The following is a 20,001-nucleotide window of genomic DNA, read 5'->3' on the forward strand; positions in this document are numbered from 1 at the left end:
TATATTGATATAAAATACCTAAGATAGGTTTCATATCAATATATTTTAAAACATAACCTTTTACACTTTTTATATATCTATAGCTGAATTTAAGTCTTCTATTATTTCCTTACCTTCATCATCTCTTATTTCTATATCTCCAATGGAAGGTTTTTCATCCATACTTATCATGAGATATCTCTTCCCATCATCTCCTATGTTTTGCTTAATCTTATTCAGAGCTGAAGGACTTATATTTATGGTTAAATATTCATTTTCTATCTTTAAGGATTTTGATTTAATATCTGGAAGTATACTATTTATATTAAAAGAGTAGTCCTCACTTGGTAGCAAGTTCTTTCCCATATTAATTAACTCTTCTTCTCCTAGATTGCTTTCCTCTTCTATAAAAGGTAATATGTCCCTTATAGTTAAAGCTTCCTCTCCGTTTTCCTTTTGTTCATCTATAAATTCATATAAATTCTTCAAAGTAGATATTTTTAGTCCTTCCTTTGCAGAAAACTTTATTATATTTAAAAAATTCTCTTTATCTTCTGATAAAGTAGATTTAGCTTCACAGTTTAATACCCACTTTATAAAAGATTCATCTAAGGCTTTCATCTTTCCATTATAATATAGTATTCTATCTAGATTATCTCCATCTACCTCTAATAAAGGATAAAGAAAACCTTGTATAGGTGAATTTAAGTCTACAATAACATCTAAATTTGAACTTTCTTTAAAAGTTTTGCTGCTATGATCAAATTTTAGTGACTTCTTAGGTGGCACTACTCTATTTATAGAGACTATAATGAAATTTGGATTTTCATCTAAAGAAGAATTTTTATCTATAGTATATTTACCTTTTAATATATTTATAGTTATATCAGTTTCATATATACAATTTTCATATATCTTCTTTATAAGACTTTCCATATTTTCTTCATTTATATCTTCATTGAGTATATCTAATAATACATTTTGAGTACTTAACTCCTGTCCTTGAACAAAATCTAATTGAAAAATCTTTTCATCAATATTACCTGTAAGTATCTTTTTAAAATTATTTATATATAGTTTTTCTACTTCTTCTTCTAATGTATTAAAGTGTTTTTTCTCACTATATATAACTTTTCCAGTATCTTTTTTTACATAGCAACTGTAGATCTCTTCTAATTGAAGAAGTTTTCCATTAGAACTTATATTTTTCTTTATGCTCGCTATCTGCTTTTTATCCATATAGGCACTCCTAAAATATTAATTTAATAGTATTTTTTAAGCTTTTTTTAAAGTTAAGAAAATATAATATTTAAAAAATCTTTTTCTATAAGATTATTATATTTTCCTTCTCTATACTCTCTAACAAATTGTTGTTTTTCATCCATCTTTGCTAAAGCTATCTTTTCTTTTAAAGATTCTGGAAACTCTACAAAAACCCCTAAAGGATTCATATTTTCATCAAAAAACATAAAGGTAGGAATTCTTGCTTCACCTAAATTCTCTTCTAAAAAACTTTCGTTCCCTTCTCTAGGAAGCATCTTTATCTTTATATTAGAGTTTATTTCTTGAAATCTTTTTAGTATAGGAAGAGATACAGTACAATCTGGGCAAAAACCTTCGCTAAATACTATAGCATTAATTTTTCTATCTAACCCCTTCAGTGTATCCTTAGTATCTTCTGCTATAAATGTTTTTTCATATACAGCTTTATGATCTTCTGTAAGTTTATCCATATATTCTTCATAGCTTAATGCTAAATCTAAATTTATCAAATTTAAAACCTCCTTATTATAATATTTATATAATATATAATTCTAATAAAAACTAAAAAAACCTTCTTTAAAGAATGTAAGTAATAAAAAAAGTCCTCTTTATAAAAAAGAAGACTTAAATTAATTCTATTTTAATATTAGAAATCTTATTTTAGATATATTAATATTAATGCTTTATAAAAATAAAGAACAGAAATTCTGTTCTTTAAAATAAATAAAATGAACATGGACGAAAATTGTTAATTTCTTAACAGCCTTTAATTCAATTTTATCAGATTTTTTTATAATTACAAGAGTTTTTTATAATTTCACCATAAAAATTTATTTTTTTAAAGGTTTATATTGGTTAATAAATTAACAGCCCTTAAAATCAACTATGCTTTATTATGATTTAGTGCTATAATTACAATGGTGATTTACACAATTTGATATATTAATACACATTATTATAAATAAATATTCTATATTTGTAAATAGATTTTGACTTGTAATAATTTTTATTATATAATATAATTGATTAATAGTAAGGATGGTGCAACATGGATAATATAACAGCTATTTTTAGAGAAAAAAAATTAAAGCTAACCCCTCAAAGGATTGCTGTTTACAGGTACCTTCAATCCACTACAGAACATCCATCAGCTGAAGCCATATATAAAGCTCTTCAGCCATCCTATCCTACAATGAGTTTAGCAACAGTTTATAAGGCATTAAAGACTTTAGTTGAAGTAGGCTTGGTGCAAGAAATCAATGTAGGCGAAGGAAATTTTAGATATGATGGAAAAGTTGGAGCACATCCTCATATTCAATGTATGTGCTGTAATAGAGTGGATGATATAGAAGGTATATCTTTTACCGAACTTAATGAAACCATAAAACCTTATACTAACTACGATGTAGTTACTAACAGGATTTATTTTTATGGCTTATGTAATGAGTGTAAGAAAAAGAGTGAATAGCATATAAACTTTACATCCAAATTAAAATTTAAAATTTATTTTAACTACTCCCTAATCAGGAGTAGTTTTTGTTTTTTTATATCATGACTATGATATCTAATAATCTTAATATGAAACTTACCTTCTAAGCTTCACATAACAAAGCTATTGACTTTAAGTAAACTCCATGTAAATACAAGAATAAATCAATTAATAGCTCCTGCATAACTTTAATTGCATAGCGCCTTAAATATATAGCTACTTCATTAATAAAGATATTTATAAACTAGTAAGATATTATAAACTAGATTTAATCTTATTTATATAAACTATCTATAATCCTACTCCATTCTTTCCCATCATATTTGCCCTTTGATAGGCTTTCTATCTCTATTTTTAACTCTTTTCGCATTTGAATAGGCAAATTATAAATATAAACAACACTATCCATATTACTAGAGCTTAAATTGCCTTTTATATGAGGATATAGAGAAATCATACTATCTAAAGACTTCTTATTGCCTACTATAACACCTGAGTCAGCTAACTTATCTTGAAACTCATCACTGCATATAAACTTTATAAAGTCAGTGGCATCTTCTGTATTCTTTGAATTATTTGTAAGGGAAATTAAAGTATCTACAAGTACTACAGGTGTATTTTCTTTTCCTAAAATCTTATAATTATCTAAGACTTTAATATTAGCCTTTGCCATTTCCTGATTATAATAAGATACTACAAAGGCCATAGGGTACTCTCCTCTCTCTACATAAGCTATAGTACTCTCATTGCCTCTTTCAAAAGTTTCTTTATTAAAATATCCACTTTTAATTAATTTATTAAAGCTATCTAAGAAATTTTGTACATCTTTAAATTCCTTATACTTTTCTCCTCCAGAATCATATATGCTTTCTAATTTCCTATTGTCAACTAAGCTATTTCCAAAGATTATACTTAACATTTCCATAGTATCCATAGATTCAGGAATCACCATTGGAATCTTAAGGTTCTTGTCTTTTATATTTTTTATTAATTCCTCTAAAGAAACTTTGTTATTAGTATTTGTTATTCCCATACTATTAAAATATTTTTCATTATATATTATTTCTATAGTAAAAGGTACAAGTGCTAACCCAAAGTATTTATCTCCCTTCATACCATATGCTGTAATAATATTATAAAATCTATTATTTATATCATTTTTATTGTAAAAACCATTTAAGTTAGCCAAAAGTCCTTTATTACTAATCTCTAACATATTATTTCTATTGGTTATAACTAAATCTATATCTTTATTATCATTTAAATATTTAGAAATATCCTTTTGGTTAATAGAATTTTTTATAATTATTTCTACCTTATTATTTTTTTCTTTATATGAATCTATACCCAATTGTATTATATTTAATGAATACTCATCCTTTATATCTGTATATATATTTATCTTGCTTTTGTCTTCCTTTTTCTTTTCTTTCTTTGCTTTACTACAGGAACATATATTTAGTGATAAAAAAAATATAATAATTATAGCTATAAGTATATTTCTATTGTTTTTTTTCATAATATCCTCCCCTTAACAATTATTAAATTCCTAAATAATTAAGGAGTTTATAATGTATTAAGTTCTTTTCATCATATTTTTCAATTGTTTTAAATATATTTTATGTAGAATACTTAAATATATTATTATAATCATATAATTTAATAGAGGTGATTTTATGAAACTCAGGGTATTTTTTCTAAAGAAAAAACATCTTTTATATTTTCTTATAGTAGCAACTTTCTTTATTATAGTATTATCCTTATTTAATTTGAAAAGGAGATCCGCCCCTACCTTTATGTCTATAAAAGATTCAAAATCCATAAAAGCTGATTTTAATGGTGATGGTGAAGAAGACTTACTTTATATAAATATAGACAAAAATAAATATTACCTTCAAGTGAATACTAAAAATGATAGTTATTTTCTAGAACCTGAAAAAAAATTAAATACCATGGGTGAGTTATATCATCATTGGCCACTAAGGATAAATTTCACTGATATTTCAAGAGATAAAATTCCTGAAATATTTATACAATCTTCTCAGAACAACTTACCCATTCAACATGTTTTTTTGTGGGACAACAAGCAATTTAAAGATATTTATTGCTCAAACAACAATGTAATGGGTTTTTTAGACAGTGAAAATAACAAAACACCTAAATATATATCCGGAAATATAAAAAATGGAAACATAGCTATGTCCTACAACATACTTATAGGTAAAGAATTTAAAAATTATAGTTACGATTCTAGTAAGTTTCCTGGAAAAGATATTATATTAAACTTTATCCACTACATAGAAAGTTTGCCTGAGGGTGAAGTAAACAAACCTGATATATTTTATAGTGGATTAACGGCTCAAGATATAGCTGTTATAGGACAATTAGCTGCTGAAGGAAATAACTACAAGTTCTTAGATGGTTCCTTTAAAGACAGTAAGTGGAACAAAGAAGGCGAAATCATAGAATTAAAGTGGACTATGAACTTTGGGTATAATTTAAAAACCCCAGAAAGCTCAAAATCTAAACACTCATTAAAATTAATATTAAAACCCTGTGAAGCGTTTAATAATGAATTTAGAATTTCTTCACTATCTATTTCAAATGAATAAAATACTAAAAAAATAAGGGTCGCTATAGCGACCCAAAGGGGGATGGGGGGTTTTATATAGCTAAAAAATTTTTAGCTATAGGAGATATATCTCCTATTTCATTAATAGTATTAACCATATCAATTTAAAATATACACATTATAAATAATATTTAAAATTTTATTTATTAATTTAAAGGAGGATTAATATGTTTTCTGATAAAGATAGCAAAAATATTGATAGAATAGAAACACTAATTGGTGAACTATGTAATATAGTTGGAAACTTATCTGGGGAAGGCCTAATAAAAATAGATGGTTCTATAGAAGGTGATATGCTTTGGAGAGATGATGTTATAATTGGTGAAACCGCATTATATGATGGAAATATAAGTTGTAAAAATGCAAAAGTTAATGGAAAAGTTAAAGGAAATATAACTTGCGAAGAGGTTCTAATTATTGAACCCTGCGGTAAAATAATAGGTGATATAACGGTTAAAAATCTTATTATAAAAGAAGGTGGATCTTTAGACGGTAAATGCACTATGGTTAGCGATAACCCATCTATATTAGAATAATATTTTAAAGGCGACATTGTCGCCTTTTTTAATTAAAGATTAATTAAATTTTCTAGATGGTTTAAAATCTAAAAATTAAATTAGAATTTACAAAGCTAAAAAACACTTCTTAAATCTTAATTTTCATAAAATTTGCAGGATTTTAATCCTCATCCATATCTCCTGCTAAGTACATGTCTATTACCTTATCAATTAGACCTTCTCTTTCTCCTAGAAATGGTTTTAAGGAATTTAAAAGTTGTATAATAGCTTGATCTCCTACATCTATACTTATGTCTTCTCTTCCTTGTTTTATAGGGGGACGATTATTTTGATTGTTCATACTTCCTAATAAATCACCGATATTTAAATTTCCCAAATTTGCTCCATCTGAATTTAAAACTCCTAATAGAGATGATATTTGACTCATATCCATATTGCCTAACATAGACATAAGTGGATTCATTCCTCCACCAAAGCCATTATTTGACCCCTGTGGCATCCTGTTATCTTCTCTATATCTATCATATCTATCCTTCTTCTTCTTTCCCATAATACTCCTCCTTATTAAGGATTTAGATATTTTTTTGGAGGGCTATTAAGCCCTCCAACAATTTCCCTTTATATTAGCAGCATAATGTTTTGCCACAGTTACCGCCACAGCAGCACCAGAATAAAAGGATTAAAGTGTACACTCTATTATTGTTTAATAAATTAGTTTCTCCTAAAATTAATAGGAATGGTAATAGAGTACATATATTAAGTCCTCTTCCGCATCTGTTATCATCTCTGCAGCATCTATCACAACATCTTCTTCTTCTTGACATGCTGAACCCCCCTTTCTTGGGCTATGGTTATTTGTAATCTATTTCTTATCCTTAGCTATTTATAATAGCTTAAGTGTTACTTTTAATTTTTTCCTTTGAATTTATATAAAATACTTAAGCTCTTTATTAAACCTCTTCTGTTAATCCAAATGTGTCATTGCATATAGGTGTTGATTTCTTGCCACAAGCAAATAAGAAGAATAGTATAATTATTATCCACCAGCAGCCACCTCCGCCAAATCCACAGAAGTTACCTCCTCCGAATCCACCAAAGTTACCACCCCATCCACCACGGTTGTTACAACAACAAGGATCACATTCTACCTTGCAAGGCTCATAGTAGTAACATTTCACACGGCGTTTTTTCTTTTTGTACTTGCAGCAGCAAGGGTCCCAACAAGGATCACAACAAGGGTCGCAACAACAATCATCATTTCCTCCGCAACAGAATCCTCCTCCATTGTTACAGCAGCAACATAGGAATAGTAGAATCAATATAAAGAAGGAATTCTTTGATGTTCCTTTACCTCCAATAAGAGATGATATATTATCCATATTAAGGCCATTCATGTTTAATCCATCCATATTTAGCCCATCCATGTTTAATCCATCCATATTGGCTCCATCCATGTTTTTCGTTAATTCACTTATCAAATTATTTATATCCACTTTACCTCCTCCTTTCTTCATCTTATTTATCTTTAGTTTATACTATATACTATTCTGTATAGTTAATTTTGTTACTTACCACTTTAATTTAATTTTTAATATTTTATTTATCCTTTATGTAATTTATATCATTTCTAATACTCTTTAAAAAACTCCAACTGTTCCTTAGAACTTGCTATCAAGAGACCTAACCACTCTTTACTCCAACCTAACCAGATATCCCAAATCTATGATTTGGTGATAGTCGCTTAAGCAGGTACCCAAACCTATGGTTTGATGGTATTCGCTTACTCTTCCAGTACTCATCTGAAGATATGAAGATGAGTTTCCTATAAAAACCGTCATGGTATAACTTAACAAAAAAGACCTAAAGTCTAATTAATTTTAGACTTTAGGTCTTTTTACTATGTTTAAATTTAAAAACTTCAATCTTATAATACTATTTTGAGGCTAGATCCTCAAATAAAGTATTTATAAGATCCTCTCTTCCATCTTTTTTAACTGAAGAAAAGAATATTAATCTATGTTCTGGTTTAAGTTTTAAAGTATCCTTTATAAGCTTTTCATTTTTTCTAATATCATTTTTAGATACTTTATCACTCTTAGTAGCTATTACTACTACATCATAATTGTGATAATTTATCCATTCATACATCATAATATCATCAGCTGTAGGCTTATGCCTAGAATCTACTAAAAGTACAACTCTTGTCAAGGTTTCACTGCTCATAAGATATTCTTCAATTATCTTACCCCAAGCTGCCTTCTCACTTTTGGAAACTTTAGCATATCCATATCCAGGCAAATCTACTAAGTGGAAATCATCATTAATTAGAAAATAATTAATAAGCCTAGTTCTACCTGGAGTGGAACTTACCTTTGCAAGTTTTCTTCTATTTGTTAAAGCATTTATCAAGGATGACTTTCCTACATTTGATCTTCCTAAAAAGGCTATTTCCAGCCTTTTATCTTCTGGATATTGACTTTTAGTTACTGCTGATTTTACAAAATCTGATGTTTTTATTATCATTTTAATTCTCCTCAATTAAAGCATTTTTAGTAACTTCACCTATCTCTGTAGCCAGTATGAAATTTAATTTGCTTTTTATAGATTTAGGTATCTTTAGCATATCTTTTTCATTTTCCTTTGGAATTATTACTGTATCAATTCCAGCTCTATAAGCTGCAAGACATTTCTCTTTTAACCCTCCGATAGGTAGTACCCTTCCTGTTAAGGTTATCTCTCCAGTCATAGCTACATTATGTCTTGCCTTTTTATTAGCTAATGCAGATACCATAGCTGTTATCATAGTAACTCCTGCTGATGGCCCATCTTTAGGAACTGCACCCTCTGGAACATGAATGTGCAAGTCTTTTTCTTTATAAAAATTAGGATTTATATCATACTTATCAGCATTTGCTCTAACATAACTATATCCTGCTTTAGCTGACTCTTTCATAACATCTCCTAATTGTCCTGTAAGTTCTAACTTTCCACTTCCATTCATTACGCTTACTTCTATTGGTAGTATATCTCCACCATATGCAGTCCAAGCCATACCTGTAACTACACCTATTTTATCTTCTTTATCGGCTTTATCATAAGTAAACCTTACAGGTCCTAAGTATTTTCTTACTTGATTAGTGGATATACTTACATCCTTTTTATCTGTTTCTAGCATGTCTGCTAAAGTCTTTCTTATAATAGAAGCAATTTGCCTTTCAAGATTTCTTACTCCTGATTCTCTTGTATATCCTTCTATAATTTCATTAATGCCACTATCTGTAAACTTAATCATATTTTCATCTACACTGTGTTCTTTTATTTGTTTAGGTATTAGATACTGCTTAGCTATACTTAATTTTTCATCATAAGTATACCCTGAAACTTCTATTATCTCCATTCTATCTAAAAGCGGTCTTGGTATAGTATCTAAACTATTAGCAGTTGTTATAAACATTACATTTGAAAGATCCATTTCTAATTCTAGGTAATGATCTCTAAAGGTACTATTCTGTTCTGAATCTAGCACTTCTAATAATGCATCTGCTGGATCTCCTCTAAAATCATTACTCATCTTATCTATTTCATCTAATAAGAATAAAGGATTTTTAGATTTAGCCTGCCTCATTCCATATATTATTCTACCTGGTATAGCACCTACATAAGTCTTTCTATGACCTCTTATTTCTGACTCATCTCTTACTCCACCTAAAGACATCCTTACAAAATTTCTATTTAAAGCATGAGCTACAGACTTAGCTATAGAAGTTTTTCCAACTCCTGGAGGTCCTACTAAGCATATTATAGGTCCTTTTAATGACTTACTCATCTGTTTTACTGCTAGATATTCTACTATCCTATCTTTTACATCTTTTAACCCATAGTGTTCAGCTTCTAATACTTCTCTAGCTTTTTTAACATCCATATTATCTTTAGTCTGAGTATTCCAAGGTAGGTCTAATATCCAATCTAAATAAGTTCTTATTACTCCACCCTCTGAGGAATAACTTCCACTGTTTTTTAATCTTTCTAATTCATAGATAGCTCTGTCTTTAACTGGTTTTGGCAGCTTTGCTTTCTTGATTTTATTTTTATATCTGTTTATTTCCTTTTTATCTTCGTCATCTTCTCCAAGTTCTTCTTGGATAGCCTTTAACTGCTCTCTTAGATAGTATTCCTTTTGAACCTTATCTATCTTGCTTTTAACCCTTACACCAATCTTTTTTTCAAGTTTTAAGATCTCAAGTTCATTCTTTATAACTACAATAAGCTTTTCTATTCTTTTGGATACGTCAAAAGCTTCTAAAAGTTCTTGTTTAATATCTCCTTTAAGCATTAAATAGGAGCTAATTGTATCTACAAGTCTTCCTGGGCTATCCATATCTTCAAAGCTAATTAATGCCTCTGAAGGTATGCTTCCAGATATCTTTATATACTCTTCAAAAACTTCTCTAAGACTTCTTACCAAAGCCTCGCATTTATTATCTTTTACACAATCCTTTTCTTCTAAGATATCAATCTCAGCTTTATAGCAGGATTCACTTTCAATATATTTTATAATTTTTGCTCTATTTAATCCTTCTACTAATACTCTTACAGTATCACCTGGAAGCTTTAATAACTGCTTTATACTACATAGTGTTCCTATGGTATAAATATCCTCTTGTTCTGGCTCTTCTATCTTTGCATCCTTTTGAGCAACAAGAAATATTTCCTGATCCTTCATCATAGCTTCCTCTAATGCAGCTATAGATTTTTCCCTTCCTACATCAAAATGTAATACCATATAAGGAAAAATAGTTATTCCCCTTAAAGGAATAAGAGGAATTACTCTTGTTTCTTTATTCATGTTTCTTCCCTCATTTCTGTGGTATATTCTATAGTAGTTTTAAACTTTATTTCTAAATAAAAACTAAAACATATACACTAATATAAATTAAATTTTATTATATATTAATTTTTATATAGTATTCAATCTAATTTAGTATACACATATTATAACTAAAATTCAATTGTTATATCAAGTGAACACTTCATATTCTTTTATGAAAAACAAACAACTCCTTATATAAGGAGTTGTTGTTTATCATACTAAGTGTTTTTAATTCACTCATATTAATACTAAAGTCTAAGCACTCTCTATACCTTTTTTATTCTTAGATTTCTTAGGCTTTATAGGTAGTCTCTTTTCTCCCTCTACTTTCTCAAATAAAGGTTTCTTAGTGTCTACAGACTCTTTAGTTATTGTAACCTTTTGAATCTCCTCATCAGAAGGAACTTCAAACATTATATCTCTCATTATTTCTTCAATTATAGCTCTAAGACCTCTTGCTCCAGTATTTCTACTTAAAGCTTCATCTGCTATAGCCTCTAAAGCTCCATCTTCAAAATCAAGTTTAACATTATCAAGCTCAAACAGCTTAGTATATTGCTTAACAAGAGCATTTTTAGGTTTACTTAGTATATTAACTAAAGCACTTCTATCTAAAGATTCTAATGTAACCACTATGGGAAGTCTACCCACAAACTCTGGTATAAGTCCAAATTTCAAAAGATCTCCTGGCATTATATCTTTTAATAATCTGCCAATATCCTTTTCACTTTTAGATTGAATTTGTGCTCCAAATCCCATTGTATTTTTGATGGTCCTTTTTTCTATTATCTTATCTACACCATCAAAAGCTCCTCCACATATAAATAATATATTTGAAGTATTTATTTGTATAAACTCTTGATGTGGATGTTTTCTTCCTCCTTGAGGCGGAACTGAAGCTACAGTACCTTCTAATATCTTAAGAAGTGCCTGTTGAACTCCCTCTCCAGAAACATCTCTTGTTATAGATGGATTTTCTGATTTTCTCGCTATCTTATCAATTTCATCTATATACACAATACCTTTTTCAGCTCTTTCAATATCATAATCTGCGTTTTGAATTAACTTTAAAAGTATATTTTCAACATCTTCTCCAACATAACCTGCCTCTGTCAATGTAGTAGCATCAGCTATGGCAAAAGGCACATTTAAAAATCTTGCTAAAGTTTGTGCTAAAAGTGTCTTTCCTGAACCAGTAGGTCCTAATAATAGTATATTACTCTTTTGTAATTCAACTTCTTGATCACTTTCATTAGAATTTATTCTCTTATAGTGGTTATAAACCGCTACTGCTAAAGATCTTTTTGCATCTTCTTGACCTATTACATATTGATCTAAATAAGTTTTAATTTCTACTGGCTTAGGCAAAGAAGTTACATCTAACTGTAAACTCTCTTCAAATTCATCTGCAATTATCTCTGAGCATAATTCTATACACTCATCACATATATAAACTCCTGGACCTGCTATAAGTCTTCTTACCTGATCTTGATTTTTGCCACAAAAAGAGCACTTAAGCTGCTTTTTATCATCATATTTTACCATCGTCACACCTCTCTAAGGTTTCTATGCTTAAACTAATATTATTTATTAGATTCAGCATTTATTTGATTTTTAATTAGAACTTTGTCTATTATTCCATATTTCATGGCTTCTTCTGCAGTCATGAAATAATCTCTTTCAACATCTCTTTTTATATTCTCAATTGGTTGACCTGTTCTTTCACTTAATATAGTATTTAACGTATCTTTAGTTCGTAATATCCTTTTTGCATGGATATCTATATCTGTAGCCTGGCCTTGGAATCCCCCAAGTGGTTGATGTATCATTATTTCACTATTTGGAAGAGCAAATCTTTTTCCTTCTGCACCTGCTGCTAATAAGAACGCTCCCATAGATGCAGCCATACCTATGCATATAGTGGATACATCTGCTTTAATATACTGCATAGTATCATAAATCGCCATGCCTGCTGTTATAGATCCTCCTGGACTATTTATATATAAATGTATATCCTTATCTGGATCTTCACTTTCTAAAAAAAGCAATTGTGCTACTATAAGACTTGCTGTAGTATCATTAACTTGATCACTTAAAAGCACTATCCTATCTTTCAATAATCTTGAAAATATATCGTAAGATCTCTCTCCTCTATTAGTTTGTTCTACAACCATAGGTACTAAACTCATATTTTTCCCTCCTCAAAAATTCATCCATTATATAATATAACCAATTTTTTAATATTGTAACTATATAATATTATTTATTTAATAATTATATATTAATTATATATTAATTTCTATATAATTTCTATTATATTGAAAATAATTGCCAGAAATCAATTATTCTGGCAATATACTTTAAGGTTTATTCTTCTATAGATTTAGTATTTTCTACTAATAATTTTATAGTCTTTTCTATTACTACATCTGTCTTTAATAATTCTCCTTGAGCTTTAACAATTAAATCAGCAGTTTTTTCTATTTCTTTATCTCCGTATTGTTTTGCTACTTCCATAGCCTTTTCTTTAATTTCTTCTTCTGTAGCTTCTACTTTTTCAACTTCCCCTACTTTTTCAAGAACTAAATCAGTCTTCACTTTCTTTTCAGCATTTTCTTTCATGAAGTCTCTCATCTTTTGCTCTGTATTATTTGTGTATGCATAGTAAGTTTCAAGATCTAATCCTTGATATTTAAGTCTCATTTCAAGATCTCTCATCATTTGATCTATTTCTTTTTCTACCATTACTTCTGGTATATCTATAGTTGCATTAGCGCATACAGCCTCTAATACAGCTTCTTCAAATTCTCTTTTTTCTCTTAGTTCATTGGATTCTTGTGCTTTTGCTTTTATGTCATTTTTTAACTCTTCTAAAGTATCAAATTCAGATACTTCTTTAGCAAACTCATCATCAAGTTCTGGTAATTCTTTAACCTTTATTTCATTTACAGTTACTTCAAAAGTAGCTGGTTTTCCGTTTAATTCTTCCTTACCATAGTTCTCTGGGAAATTAACATTAATTTTTTTAGTTTCTCCTAAAGCTGTTCCTATTAATTGTTGCTCAAAATCTCCTATAAATGTACCTGATCCTATTTCAAGTGGGTAATCTTTTCCTTCTCCACCTTCAAAAGCCACATCATCTATAAATCCTTTAAAATCTATAACAGCTATATTTCCATCTTCAACATTTCCTTCTTCTTTAACTTCTTGTCTTGAATTTCTTTCTTGCATAGCTGTAAGTTGTTTTTGAACTTCTTCTTCATTTACTTCATATTTTACTTTCTTAACTTCTAAACCTTTATACTCTCCAAGTTCAACTTCTGGTTTTACAATAACTTGTGCAGTATATATAAAGTCTTTTCCTTCTTCTATTTGAACTATATCTATTTGTGGATAATCTACTGGTTCAATATTATTTTCTTCTACAGCCTTTGGATATGTATCTTCGCAGCAGAAGTTTATAGCGTCTTCATAAAGAACTTCTATTCCGTAGTATTTCTTTAAAACTCCTATTGGTGTTTTACCTTTTCTAAATCCTGGCACACTAAATTTCTTTACATTTTTATTATATGATTTCTTTAGTGCTTCACTAAACTTATCTGCATCTACTGTAATTTCAAGCTTAACTACATTAGCTTCTGTTTTTTCCATTTTAACGTTCATTGTGTAATTCCTCCTAATAAACTCTTATATTAAAAGCCATATACTAACCTAGACATTATAACATAATTATGAAATTCATTTCAAACATTATTGCGAAATATTTTCGAATTAAGGCTCGGCTATAGACTTTTTTACCAACTAAATCTAATTTTCATTATTGAACAATGTTTCCATCCTTTGTCATATAGTTTAAAACTCCATCTAAACTTATCTCTAATCCTTTATCTTGCATTCCATTTATAATTATATTTCTTCCTTGAATATTAGTATTGTTATATGATTTTGCATCTAAATCCAAGGTCCATATATATTTATCTTCCTTTCCAAACCAAGGAAGTTGACTTATAAATGCTATCTGTGTATCACTATAGAATTTTGGCATACCACACCAGATATATGAAGGATTTTTACCAAGCTCTGTATCTTTATCAAAAGTTTTACCAGCAGAACCTGAAGTGAAATTTTTCATAGTTCCATCTACATAATTACCATTTGTATCATAAATAAATAGATTTTGAGTACCCTCCTCATAAATAAGAAGCTTTTTCCCTGAAGGATTTATATCAAAATATATTTTATTACCATCAGTTTCGGCGAATTTATATTTTATATTTTCGTCTTTTCCTTCATATACAAGCTTTACTATAGTATCATCAGTGAGTTTTATTTCATAGTAAAGTTGTTCTTCTTTAGCTATATCCTTTTCTTCTTTAATTAAAGAACTCTCTTCACTGCTATCCTTATTTTTATCTAAAACTTCTTTTTCTTTTTCTTCTTCCTTTTGTTTATCAGCTAAATATTGTTTTTTTGTTTCCTGTATAAAATTAGATATATATCCACTACATAATATAGTTCCCACAACTAAAGCTACAATTAATCCTATAAATAGTATTTTGAATTTTCTTCTCTTCATTTTTCTTTCATAATCCTTACTGAATATACTAGGCTTTCCCACTACACTTCCCCCCTAGTGATATATATTATAAATTAAATTTTTAATTAATGATCTTAACAAATATTATAACTTACAATTAATCTTATTATCCATATAAATCTTATTTTATTATACCGAAAATAACTACGAAAATTCAAATATATTTCCATTGTCAATGAATTATAGCATTTATATATTTGTTTTTCAAGATACCTTAAATTTTTGTATAGCTAACTTTATTAATATATATTTAACAACTTATTCTTAATTCTACATTTTTTTCATACTTTTATGATATAATTAATTAAAGTACTATGTTATTATGGAGGATATTTATGTTTGATTGGAAAGAAAGTTATAGCGTAAACATTAAAGAAATAGATGACCAGCATAAAGAATTATTTAAAATAGGTAATAAACTATCATCTTATATAAAAGGTTATGATTCTCTTGAAGACCATTACGATGAAATAAAAGAAGTTTTTAAAGAATTAAAATACTATACTATATATCATTTTAGATATGAAGAAGAATTGATGCGTGCTAATGGATATGAAGACATTGGTGCTCATAAAGCTCAACACGATGCTTTTATAGATAAGTTAGTACAATTGGAATCTGGTGGAGACATTTATATAAATCAAAAAAACGCAATGATAAATACACTTTCCTTTTTACTAGATTGGATAAGTAATCACATATTAAAAACTGATATGAGATATAAACCTATTCTTAACGAAAAAGGAATATATTAAATAATAAAAATAAAGAAGTTTCTCAAAGCCTATCTTTGAGAAACTTTAATTTTAAACCTCTTACTTCATTATTTATTATTTAATTGTTAACTATTCTCCCTTATTTTGGCTCTTTCCCGTACCATTACCTTTTTTACCCTCATTGATTTTTGGGCATCCACCTTTTTCTTTTTTTGAATTTTCTTCTCCTGGGATACAATTTTTCATATTTTCTTCTATTTTTGCTTTAATTTCATCTCCTTGTTCTTTTGTGATTTTACCTTCCTCTATAGCCTTATCTATAGTTGCCATTCTTGCTTCTTTCATAACACTTTTATAATCTTCATCACTTAAACCTTTTTCTTTGGCTATTTGATAAAAAGTCTTACCTTCCGCTCTTAGTTTACTAAGCTCATCTATAGACATATTTAATTTCTTTGCTAAGGCCTCTAATTTAAATTCGTATCCTTTTTTACCAACTAATCTTCCAGCACCTAATTTATTGCATTGGTTTCTAACCTTTCCTTCATAGCTTTTTTCAATAGGCTTATTATTGTCATTAACAACACCTAGGCTAGTGTCTGCATATGCCCTTGCTCCTATTCCCATTGTTATAGAAAGTACTAAAGCCGCTATTATTTTTTTATTTTTCATAATAATTACCTCCTAATATATTAGCAATTTTAATAAGTAATATAAGTTTTTGTCCTTACTTTTATATTACCCACAATATTTGATATATATATGAGATAATTTTGATGGATTTGTGAAAACTAAGTTAATTATCTAAAAATATTAAATAGGCATATCCAAATTATTTAAATTTTCCTTCTTCACTTCTGTTTTAATAGATCTATTCTTTATATTCATATATAAATAGAAAGGTATACCTGAAAGCAATAATAAAAAACCATACATTACAGTTTCAGCTCCTGAACCATATATAGTCCATAATGCATATATAAATCCCATTAAAGGAACTATTGAGCTTTTAATAAAATTTAAAATATTAATCTTTTTTTTATGTTTAACCACTAAAAGTATTTCAGCTGCAGTAGCTAATGCATATATAGGAAGATAAGATAGTGTGGCTAAAAGGGATACAAAAGTAAATGCACTTCCAAAACCTTTAGTAAAATTCATAAGTAATAATATATTAACCAAAACACCACTTATTATAAGAGAAGCGTATGGTGTTTTGTATTTAGGATGAATCTTTGAAAAAACATGTGGAAAAACACCATCTACTCCTGCTGCGTAGGACACCCGTGCTGTAGATAAAAGCCATCCTATAGTAGTACCTACTAAACTTAATAGGGCAAAAATTCCTATATAAATTCCCGCACCTGATCCTAAATATCTAGAAAATATATCTACAAGAGGAGCATTACTAGTAATTAAAGAGTTTTGGCTCATTGCTCCCATGGCTGCAAAACTTATTAACATATAAAATATAGTAGAAATAATCATACCTATTATGGTACTTCTTTTTATATTTTTTTCTCCATTTTTAATCTCTCCTCCTGTAACAGCTGCTGTTTCAAGTCCAGTAAATGCCCAAAGAGTTGCAGTAGCTGCCGCTGGCACAGTTTCTAGTCCCTTTCCTTCTGGAAATAACGGAGTAATATTAACAATATTAAAATTTAAACCTGCTATAATAACAAAAAATATAAAGAGGGCTATTTTAATTATGGTGCTTGCTGTTTGAACCCTAGCCGCTAACTTTACACCCTTAATATTTAATAGTGTAAATATCCATAGTATAGATGAAGTACATATAAATCCTAACATAGGGTTTGTTGCTACAACTGGAAATAAAAAACCTACATAACTTGCTACTGCAATTATTATAGCTGCATTTCCTATCCAACATCCATTCCAATAAAGCCAAGCATTCATAAATCCCACAAAATCCCCAAAGGCAACCTTAGAAAATTCATAAGGCCCACCAGTTTTAGGTATGATTGATCCCAAATTTGCAAAGGATAATGCTAAGAATATAGATCCAATTCCTGTTATTCCCCAGGCCATCATGGTGGCTCCCGGTCCAGATTTTTGGGCTAAAGTTGCAGGTAACATAAATATTCCTGATCCCATCATATTCCCTACTACTAAAGCAGTAGCCATAAATAAACCTAGTTCTTTTTTTAGCTCCTCATTTTGTTCCATTACTATTCCTCTATTCTTTCATTAAATTACCTTAGCTATTTTATAATCACATGCATATTTAGTCAATATAATTTTATAAATATTCCTGTTAAATTTACTTAATATTTTTATAATAAAATCATATAAGTTATACAAAACTCCCCTTCATACTTTCAGATGGTAATCGAAGAGTAAGTGACTATAACCAAATCACAGATTTAGTATGTAAGCTTAAGATTAAAAATTACCCTAAAGCTTATATACTTGTTTAGCTTTAGGGCAATTTTATAAACTATTTCTTATTCCTACAACCACAACTTAAATTTCCATTAGAAATTCTCCCACAACCACAAGAGTTTCCAAAAGATATTAGTACTTTTTCTTTAAATACATTAGTTGTGTACTCTTCGTAGCCATGTTCCTCTGAGTCTTTTAAAAGTGATTCATCTATAGTATTTAATTTTTCAATCATATTTATACCCTCTTTCTACAGAATACTTGATACTGCTTTTCATGTAATATATACTATCATATATTTTTTTTAAGTAAAGATTATTTTGATTATATATTTCAGTTTATATTCATAAATATAGAGTATAAAACACGATTTTAGAAAGGTTCATTTAATGTTTAAAAAACCACTTCCTTTTTTCTATAAAATAATATTTGTACTAGTAATTATTTTATCCTTTGAAATAATCTTAATATATAAAAGTTATTCAAAGTACGAAAATATAAAGACAAAAGATTTAGGGGTACAGAACTTAAATAAAAAAAGGCCTATGGTAATTGTAGTAGATATTACAACAAATACCCTATCTGTATTTCAAGAAGGAAATTTAATCAAAACTTATAGGTGTGCAGGAGGAAAACCATCTACACCCTCTCCAATAGGTACATGGAAAATAATAAGTAAAGATACTTGGGGAGAAGGCTTTGGAGGAAGGTGGATGGGATTCAATGTTCCCTGGGGAAAGTATGGTATTCATGGAACCATTTATCCTAACTCTATAGGTTGGAACTCTTCTAAAGGTTGCATAAGAATGAAAAATGATGATGTGGCAGAGTTATATGAATACGTCCCTATTGGAACTAATGTGATTATATGGGGTGGTCCTTTTGGTGCCTTTGGAGAATACTTAAGAAGTATAAAACCTGGTATGACTGGCTCTGATGTGTATGCCCTTCAACAAATATTAAAAGAAAAAGGTTACTTTAAGGGTTATATTAATGGAGTATATGGTGAAGATTTAAAATATGCCATTCATAAATATCAAAAGGACAACAAAATGCCTATATCTGATGAAATAAACATGAATTTTTATAATAGATTAGGAATTTACCTCATAGACTAGTTTTTATCTATTTAAAGTAGAGTTTCTTTAATATATCCTTTTGAAACTCTACTCTATTTTTATTCTTCTATAAACTGATTATTATCTTTACTGTACACATATCCTACTTTTAATAATTTTGCCAAAAGATCTTCACCTTGTAAATCATAGGTTTTAAGTAAATCCTCTAAATTATTAAACTCATCTCTCAATTTCATATTTAATATGCTTATAAGCATATAAGGATCCATTTTTATTAGTGAATCTTTATCCATAGCCTTATCCTTAGTAACACAGTATACTAAAAGTACACAATCTTACTAAACATTCACTTCCTTTCTTTTTATTTAACCAATATTTCTACTTCCTAAGAAGGATATAATCGCCGTTACATGTGTAGATAAGCTCAACTAAGTCTAAACTCTAGTTACAAACTC

General features: G+C 28.6%; 21 protein-coding genes. 5 read left to right on the top strand and 16 right to left on the bottom strand.

The annotated features are described in order from the left end of the window. Window positions 1–69: 69 nt before the first annotated feature. Together KQI89_RS13915 and KQI89_RS13920 are read right to left on the bottom strand one after the other, a co-directional pair. Entirely contained in the window at window positions 70–1,218 is a 1,149-nt protein-coding gene (locus KQI89_RS13915) for a DUF4317 family protein (RefSeq protein ID WP_216457551.1), read from the bottom strand. 53 nt (window positions 1,219–1,271) lie between these two features. Next, complete coding sequence (locus KQI89_RS13920) at window positions 1,272–1,751, bottom strand: thioredoxin family protein (protein WP_216457552.1); 480 nt, start codon at window positions 1,749–1,751, stop codon at window positions 1,272–1,274. A gap of 539 nt (window positions 1,752–2,290) precedes the next feature. Here KQI89_RS13920 and perR point away from each other — a divergent pair. Then, window positions 2,291–2,710, top strand: coding sequence for a transcriptional regulator PerR (gene perR, locus KQI89_RS13925; RefSeq protein ID WP_032120801.1), 420 nt, complete (start codon window positions 2,291–2,293; stop codon window positions 2,708–2,710). Between the two features lie 295 nt (window positions 2,711–3,005). On the opposite strand, the gene KQI89_RS13930 is transcribed toward perR, so the two are convergent. Beyond that, a complete protein-coding gene (locus tag KQI89_RS13930; protein WP_216457553.1) occupies window positions 3,006–4,250 on the bottom strand; it encodes an ABC transporter substrate-binding protein in 1,245 nt (414 codons plus the stop codon). A 157-nt stretch (window positions 4,251–4,407) separates the two neighbouring features. Here KQI89_RS13930 and KQI89_RS13935 point away from each other — a divergent pair, with 157 nt between their 5' ends. Then, the gene (locus KQI89_RS13935; protein ID WP_216457554.1) at window positions 4,408–5,343 is read left to right on the top strand and encodes an FG-GAP repeat domain-containing protein; all 936 of its coding nucleotides are present in this window, start codon (window positions 4,408–4,410) and stop codon (window positions 5,341–5,343) included. Window positions 5,344–5,530: 187 nt separating this feature from the next. Next, the gene (locus tag KQI89_RS13940; protein ID WP_216457555.1) at window positions 5,531–5,899 is read left to right on the top strand and encodes a bactofilin family protein; all 369 of its coding nucleotides are present in this window, start codon (window positions 5,531–5,533) and stop codon (window positions 5,897–5,899) included. Between the two features lie 142 nt (window positions 5,900–6,041). On the opposite strand, the gene KQI89_RS13945 is transcribed toward KQI89_RS13940, so the two are convergent. From KQI89_RS13945 to KQI89_RS13985, 9 genes are all read right to left on the bottom strand, one after another. Next, entirely contained in the window at window positions 6,042–6,431 is a 390-nt protein-coding gene (locus KQI89_RS13945; RefSeq protein ID WP_216457556.1) for a hypothetical protein, read from the bottom strand. 73 nt (window positions 6,432–6,504) lie between these two features. Continuing rightward, entirely contained in the window at window positions 6,505–6,705 is a 201-nt protein-coding gene (locus tag KQI89_RS13950) for a hypothetical protein (RefSeq protein ID WP_216457557.1), read from the bottom strand. Window positions 6,706–6,831: 126 nt separating this feature from the next. After that, window positions 6,832–7,374 (bottom strand): hypothetical protein, encoded by a 543-nt coding sequence (locus KQI89_RS13955; protein WP_216457558.1) that lies wholly within the window; start codon window positions 7,372–7,374, stop codon window positions 6,832–6,834. A 439-nt stretch (window positions 7,375–7,813) separates the two neighbouring features. Continuing rightward, window positions 7,814–8,404 (bottom strand): ribosome biogenesis GTP-binding protein YihA/YsxC, encoded by a 591-nt coding sequence (gene yihA / locus KQI89_RS13960; protein WP_216457559.1) that lies wholly within the window; start codon window positions 8,402–8,404, stop codon window positions 7,814–7,816. Between the two features lies 1 nt (window position 8,405). Continuing rightward, complete coding sequence (gene lon / locus KQI89_RS13965) at window positions 8,406–10,727, bottom strand: endopeptidase La (protein WP_032120793.1); 2,322 nt, start codon at window positions 10,725–10,727, stop codon at window positions 8,406–8,408. Window positions 10,728–11,006: 279 nt separating this feature from the next. Next, the gene (gene clpX / locus KQI89_RS13970) at window positions 11,007–12,296 is read right to left on the bottom strand and encodes an ATP-dependent Clp protease ATP-binding subunit ClpX (protein ID WP_032120792.1); all 1,290 of its coding nucleotides are present in this window, start codon (window positions 12,294–12,296) and stop codon (window positions 11,007–11,009) included. A 38-nt stretch (window positions 12,297–12,334) separates the two neighbouring features. Continuing rightward, window positions 12,335–12,940 carry an ATP-dependent Clp endopeptidase proteolytic subunit ClpP gene (gene clpP / locus KQI89_RS13975; RefSeq protein ID WP_032120791.1) on the bottom strand — a complete coding sequence of 202 codons (606 nt, stop codon included), beginning with the start codon at window positions 12,938–12,940 and terminating at the stop codon, window positions 12,335–12,337. Window positions 12,941–13,118: 178 nt separating this feature from the next. Continuing rightward, entirely contained in the window at window positions 13,119–14,414 is a 1,296-nt protein-coding gene (gene tig, locus KQI89_RS13980; protein ID WP_216457560.1) for a trigger factor, read from the bottom strand. Between the two features lie 154 nt (window positions 14,415–14,568). Next, the gene (locus KQI89_RS13985; protein WP_216457561.1) at window positions 14,569–15,369 is read right to left on the bottom strand and encodes a hypothetical protein; all 801 of its coding nucleotides are present in this window, start codon (window positions 15,367–15,369) and stop codon (window positions 14,569–14,571) included. Between the two features lie 314 nt (window positions 15,370–15,683). Between KQI89_RS13985 and KQI89_RS13990 the strand changes: the two genes are divergently transcribed. After that, complete coding sequence (locus tag KQI89_RS13990) at window positions 15,684–16,103, top strand: bacteriohemerythrin (RefSeq protein WP_032120788.1); 420 nt, start codon at window positions 15,684–15,686, stop codon at window positions 16,101–16,103. Between the two features lie 90 nt (window positions 16,104–16,193). Here the strand turns inward: KQI89_RS13990 and KQI89_RS13995 are convergent, their stop codons facing one another. From KQI89_RS13995 to KQI89_RS14005, 3 genes are all read right to left on the bottom strand, one after another. Continuing rightward, window positions 16,194–16,736, bottom strand: coding sequence for a DUF2680 domain-containing protein (locus tag KQI89_RS13995; RefSeq protein WP_216457562.1), 543 nt, complete (start codon window positions 16,734–16,736; stop codon window positions 16,194–16,196). 141 nt (window positions 16,737–16,877) lie between these two features. Continuing rightward, the gene (locus KQI89_RS14000) at window positions 16,878–18,251 is read right to left on the bottom strand and encodes an APC family permease (protein ID WP_216457563.1); all 1,374 of its coding nucleotides are present in this window, start codon (window positions 18,249–18,251) and stop codon (window positions 16,878–16,880) included. A gap of 271 nt (window positions 18,252–18,522) precedes the next feature. After that, window positions 18,523–18,702 (bottom strand): hypothetical protein, encoded by a 180-nt coding sequence (locus KQI89_RS14005; RefSeq protein ID WP_216457564.1) that lies wholly within the window; start codon window positions 18,700–18,702, stop codon window positions 18,523–18,525. A gap of 154 nt (window positions 18,703–18,856) precedes the next feature. On the opposite strand from KQI89_RS14005, the gene KQI89_RS14010 reads away from it, so the two are divergent. Then, entirely contained in the window at window positions 18,857–19,585 is a 729-nt protein-coding gene (locus KQI89_RS14010; RefSeq protein ID WP_216457565.1) for a L,D-transpeptidase family protein, read from the top strand. Between the two features lie 59 nt (window positions 19,586–19,644). On the opposite strand, the gene KQI89_RS14015 is transcribed toward KQI89_RS14010, so the two are convergent. Beyond that, complete coding sequence (locus KQI89_RS14015; protein WP_216457566.1) at window positions 19,645–19,839, bottom strand: DUF4250 domain-containing protein; 195 nt, start codon at window positions 19,837–19,839, stop codon at window positions 19,645–19,647. Between the last annotated feature and the right edge of the window lie 162 nt (window positions 19,840–20,001).

The organism is Clostridium simiarum (genome assembly GCF_018919175.1).
Lineage (GTDB): Bacteria > Bacillota > Clostridia > Clostridiales > Clostridiaceae > Clostridium_L > Clostridium_L simiarum.

Coding starts and splice junctions, on each gene's coding strand:
- clpP (WP_032120791.1), bottom strand. CDS start 12,940: ATGAGTTTAGTACCTATGGTTGTAGAACAAACTAATAGAGGAGAGAGA.
- clpX (WP_032120792.1), bottom strand. CDS start 12,296: ATGGTAAAATATGATGATAAAAAGCAGCTTAAGTGCTCTTTTTGTGGC.
- KQI89_RS13930 (WP_216457553.1), bottom strand. CDS start 4,250: ATGAAAAAAAACAATAGAAATATACTTATAGCTATAATTATTATATTT.
- KQI89_RS13990 (WP_032120788.1), top strand. CDS start 15,684: ATGTTTGATTGGAAAGAAAGTTATAGCGTAAACATTAAAGAAATAGAT.
- lon (WP_032120793.1), bottom strand. CDS start 10,727: ATGAATAAAGAAACAAGAGTAATTCCTCTTATTCCTTTAAGGGGAATA.
- KQI89_RS13945 (WP_216457556.1), bottom strand. CDS start 6,431: ATGGGAAAGAAGAAGAAGGATAGATATGATAGATATAGAGAAGATAAC.
- KQI89_RS13915 (WP_216457551.1), bottom strand. CDS start 1,218: ATGGATAAAAAGCAGATAGCGAGCATAAAGAAAAATATAAGTTCTAAT.
- KQI89_RS14010 (WP_216457565.1), top strand. CDS start 18,857: ATGTTTAAAAAACCACTTCCTTTTTTCTATAAAATAATATTTGTACTA.
- KQI89_RS13935 (WP_216457554.1), top strand. CDS start 4,408: ATGAAACTCAGGGTATTTTTTCTAAAGAAAAAACATCTTTTATATTTT.
- yihA (WP_216457559.1), bottom strand. CDS start 8,404: ATGATAATAAAAACATCAGATTTTGTAAAATCAGCAGTAACTAAAAGT.
- KQI89_RS14000 (WP_216457563.1), bottom strand. CDS start 18,251: ATGGAACAAAATGAGGAGCTAAAAAAAGAACTAGGTTTATTTATGGCT.
- KQI89_RS13995 (WP_216457562.1), bottom strand. CDS start 16,736: ATGAAAAATAAAAAAATAATAGCGGCTTTAGTACTTTCTATAACAATG.
- KQI89_RS14015 (WP_216457566.1), bottom strand. CDS start 19,839: ATGGATAAAGATTCACTAATAAAAATGGATCCTTATATGCTTATAAGC.
- KQI89_RS13950 (WP_216457557.1), bottom strand. CDS start 6,705: ATGTCAAGAAGAAGAAGATGTTGTGATAGATGCTGCAGAGATGATAAC.
- KQI89_RS14005 (WP_216457564.1), bottom strand. CDS start 18,702: ATGATTGAAAAATTAAATACTATAGATGAATCACTTTTAAAAGACTCA.
- perR (WP_032120801.1), top strand. CDS start 2,291: ATGGATAATATAACAGCTATTTTTAGAGAAAAAAAATTAAAGCTAACC.
- KQI89_RS13940 (WP_216457555.1), top strand. CDS start 5,531: ATGTTTTCTGATAAAGATAGCAAAAATATTGATAGAATAGAAACACTA.
- tig (WP_216457560.1), bottom strand. CDS start 14,414: ATGAACGTTAAAATGGAAAAAACAGAAGCTAATGTAGTTAAGCTTGAA.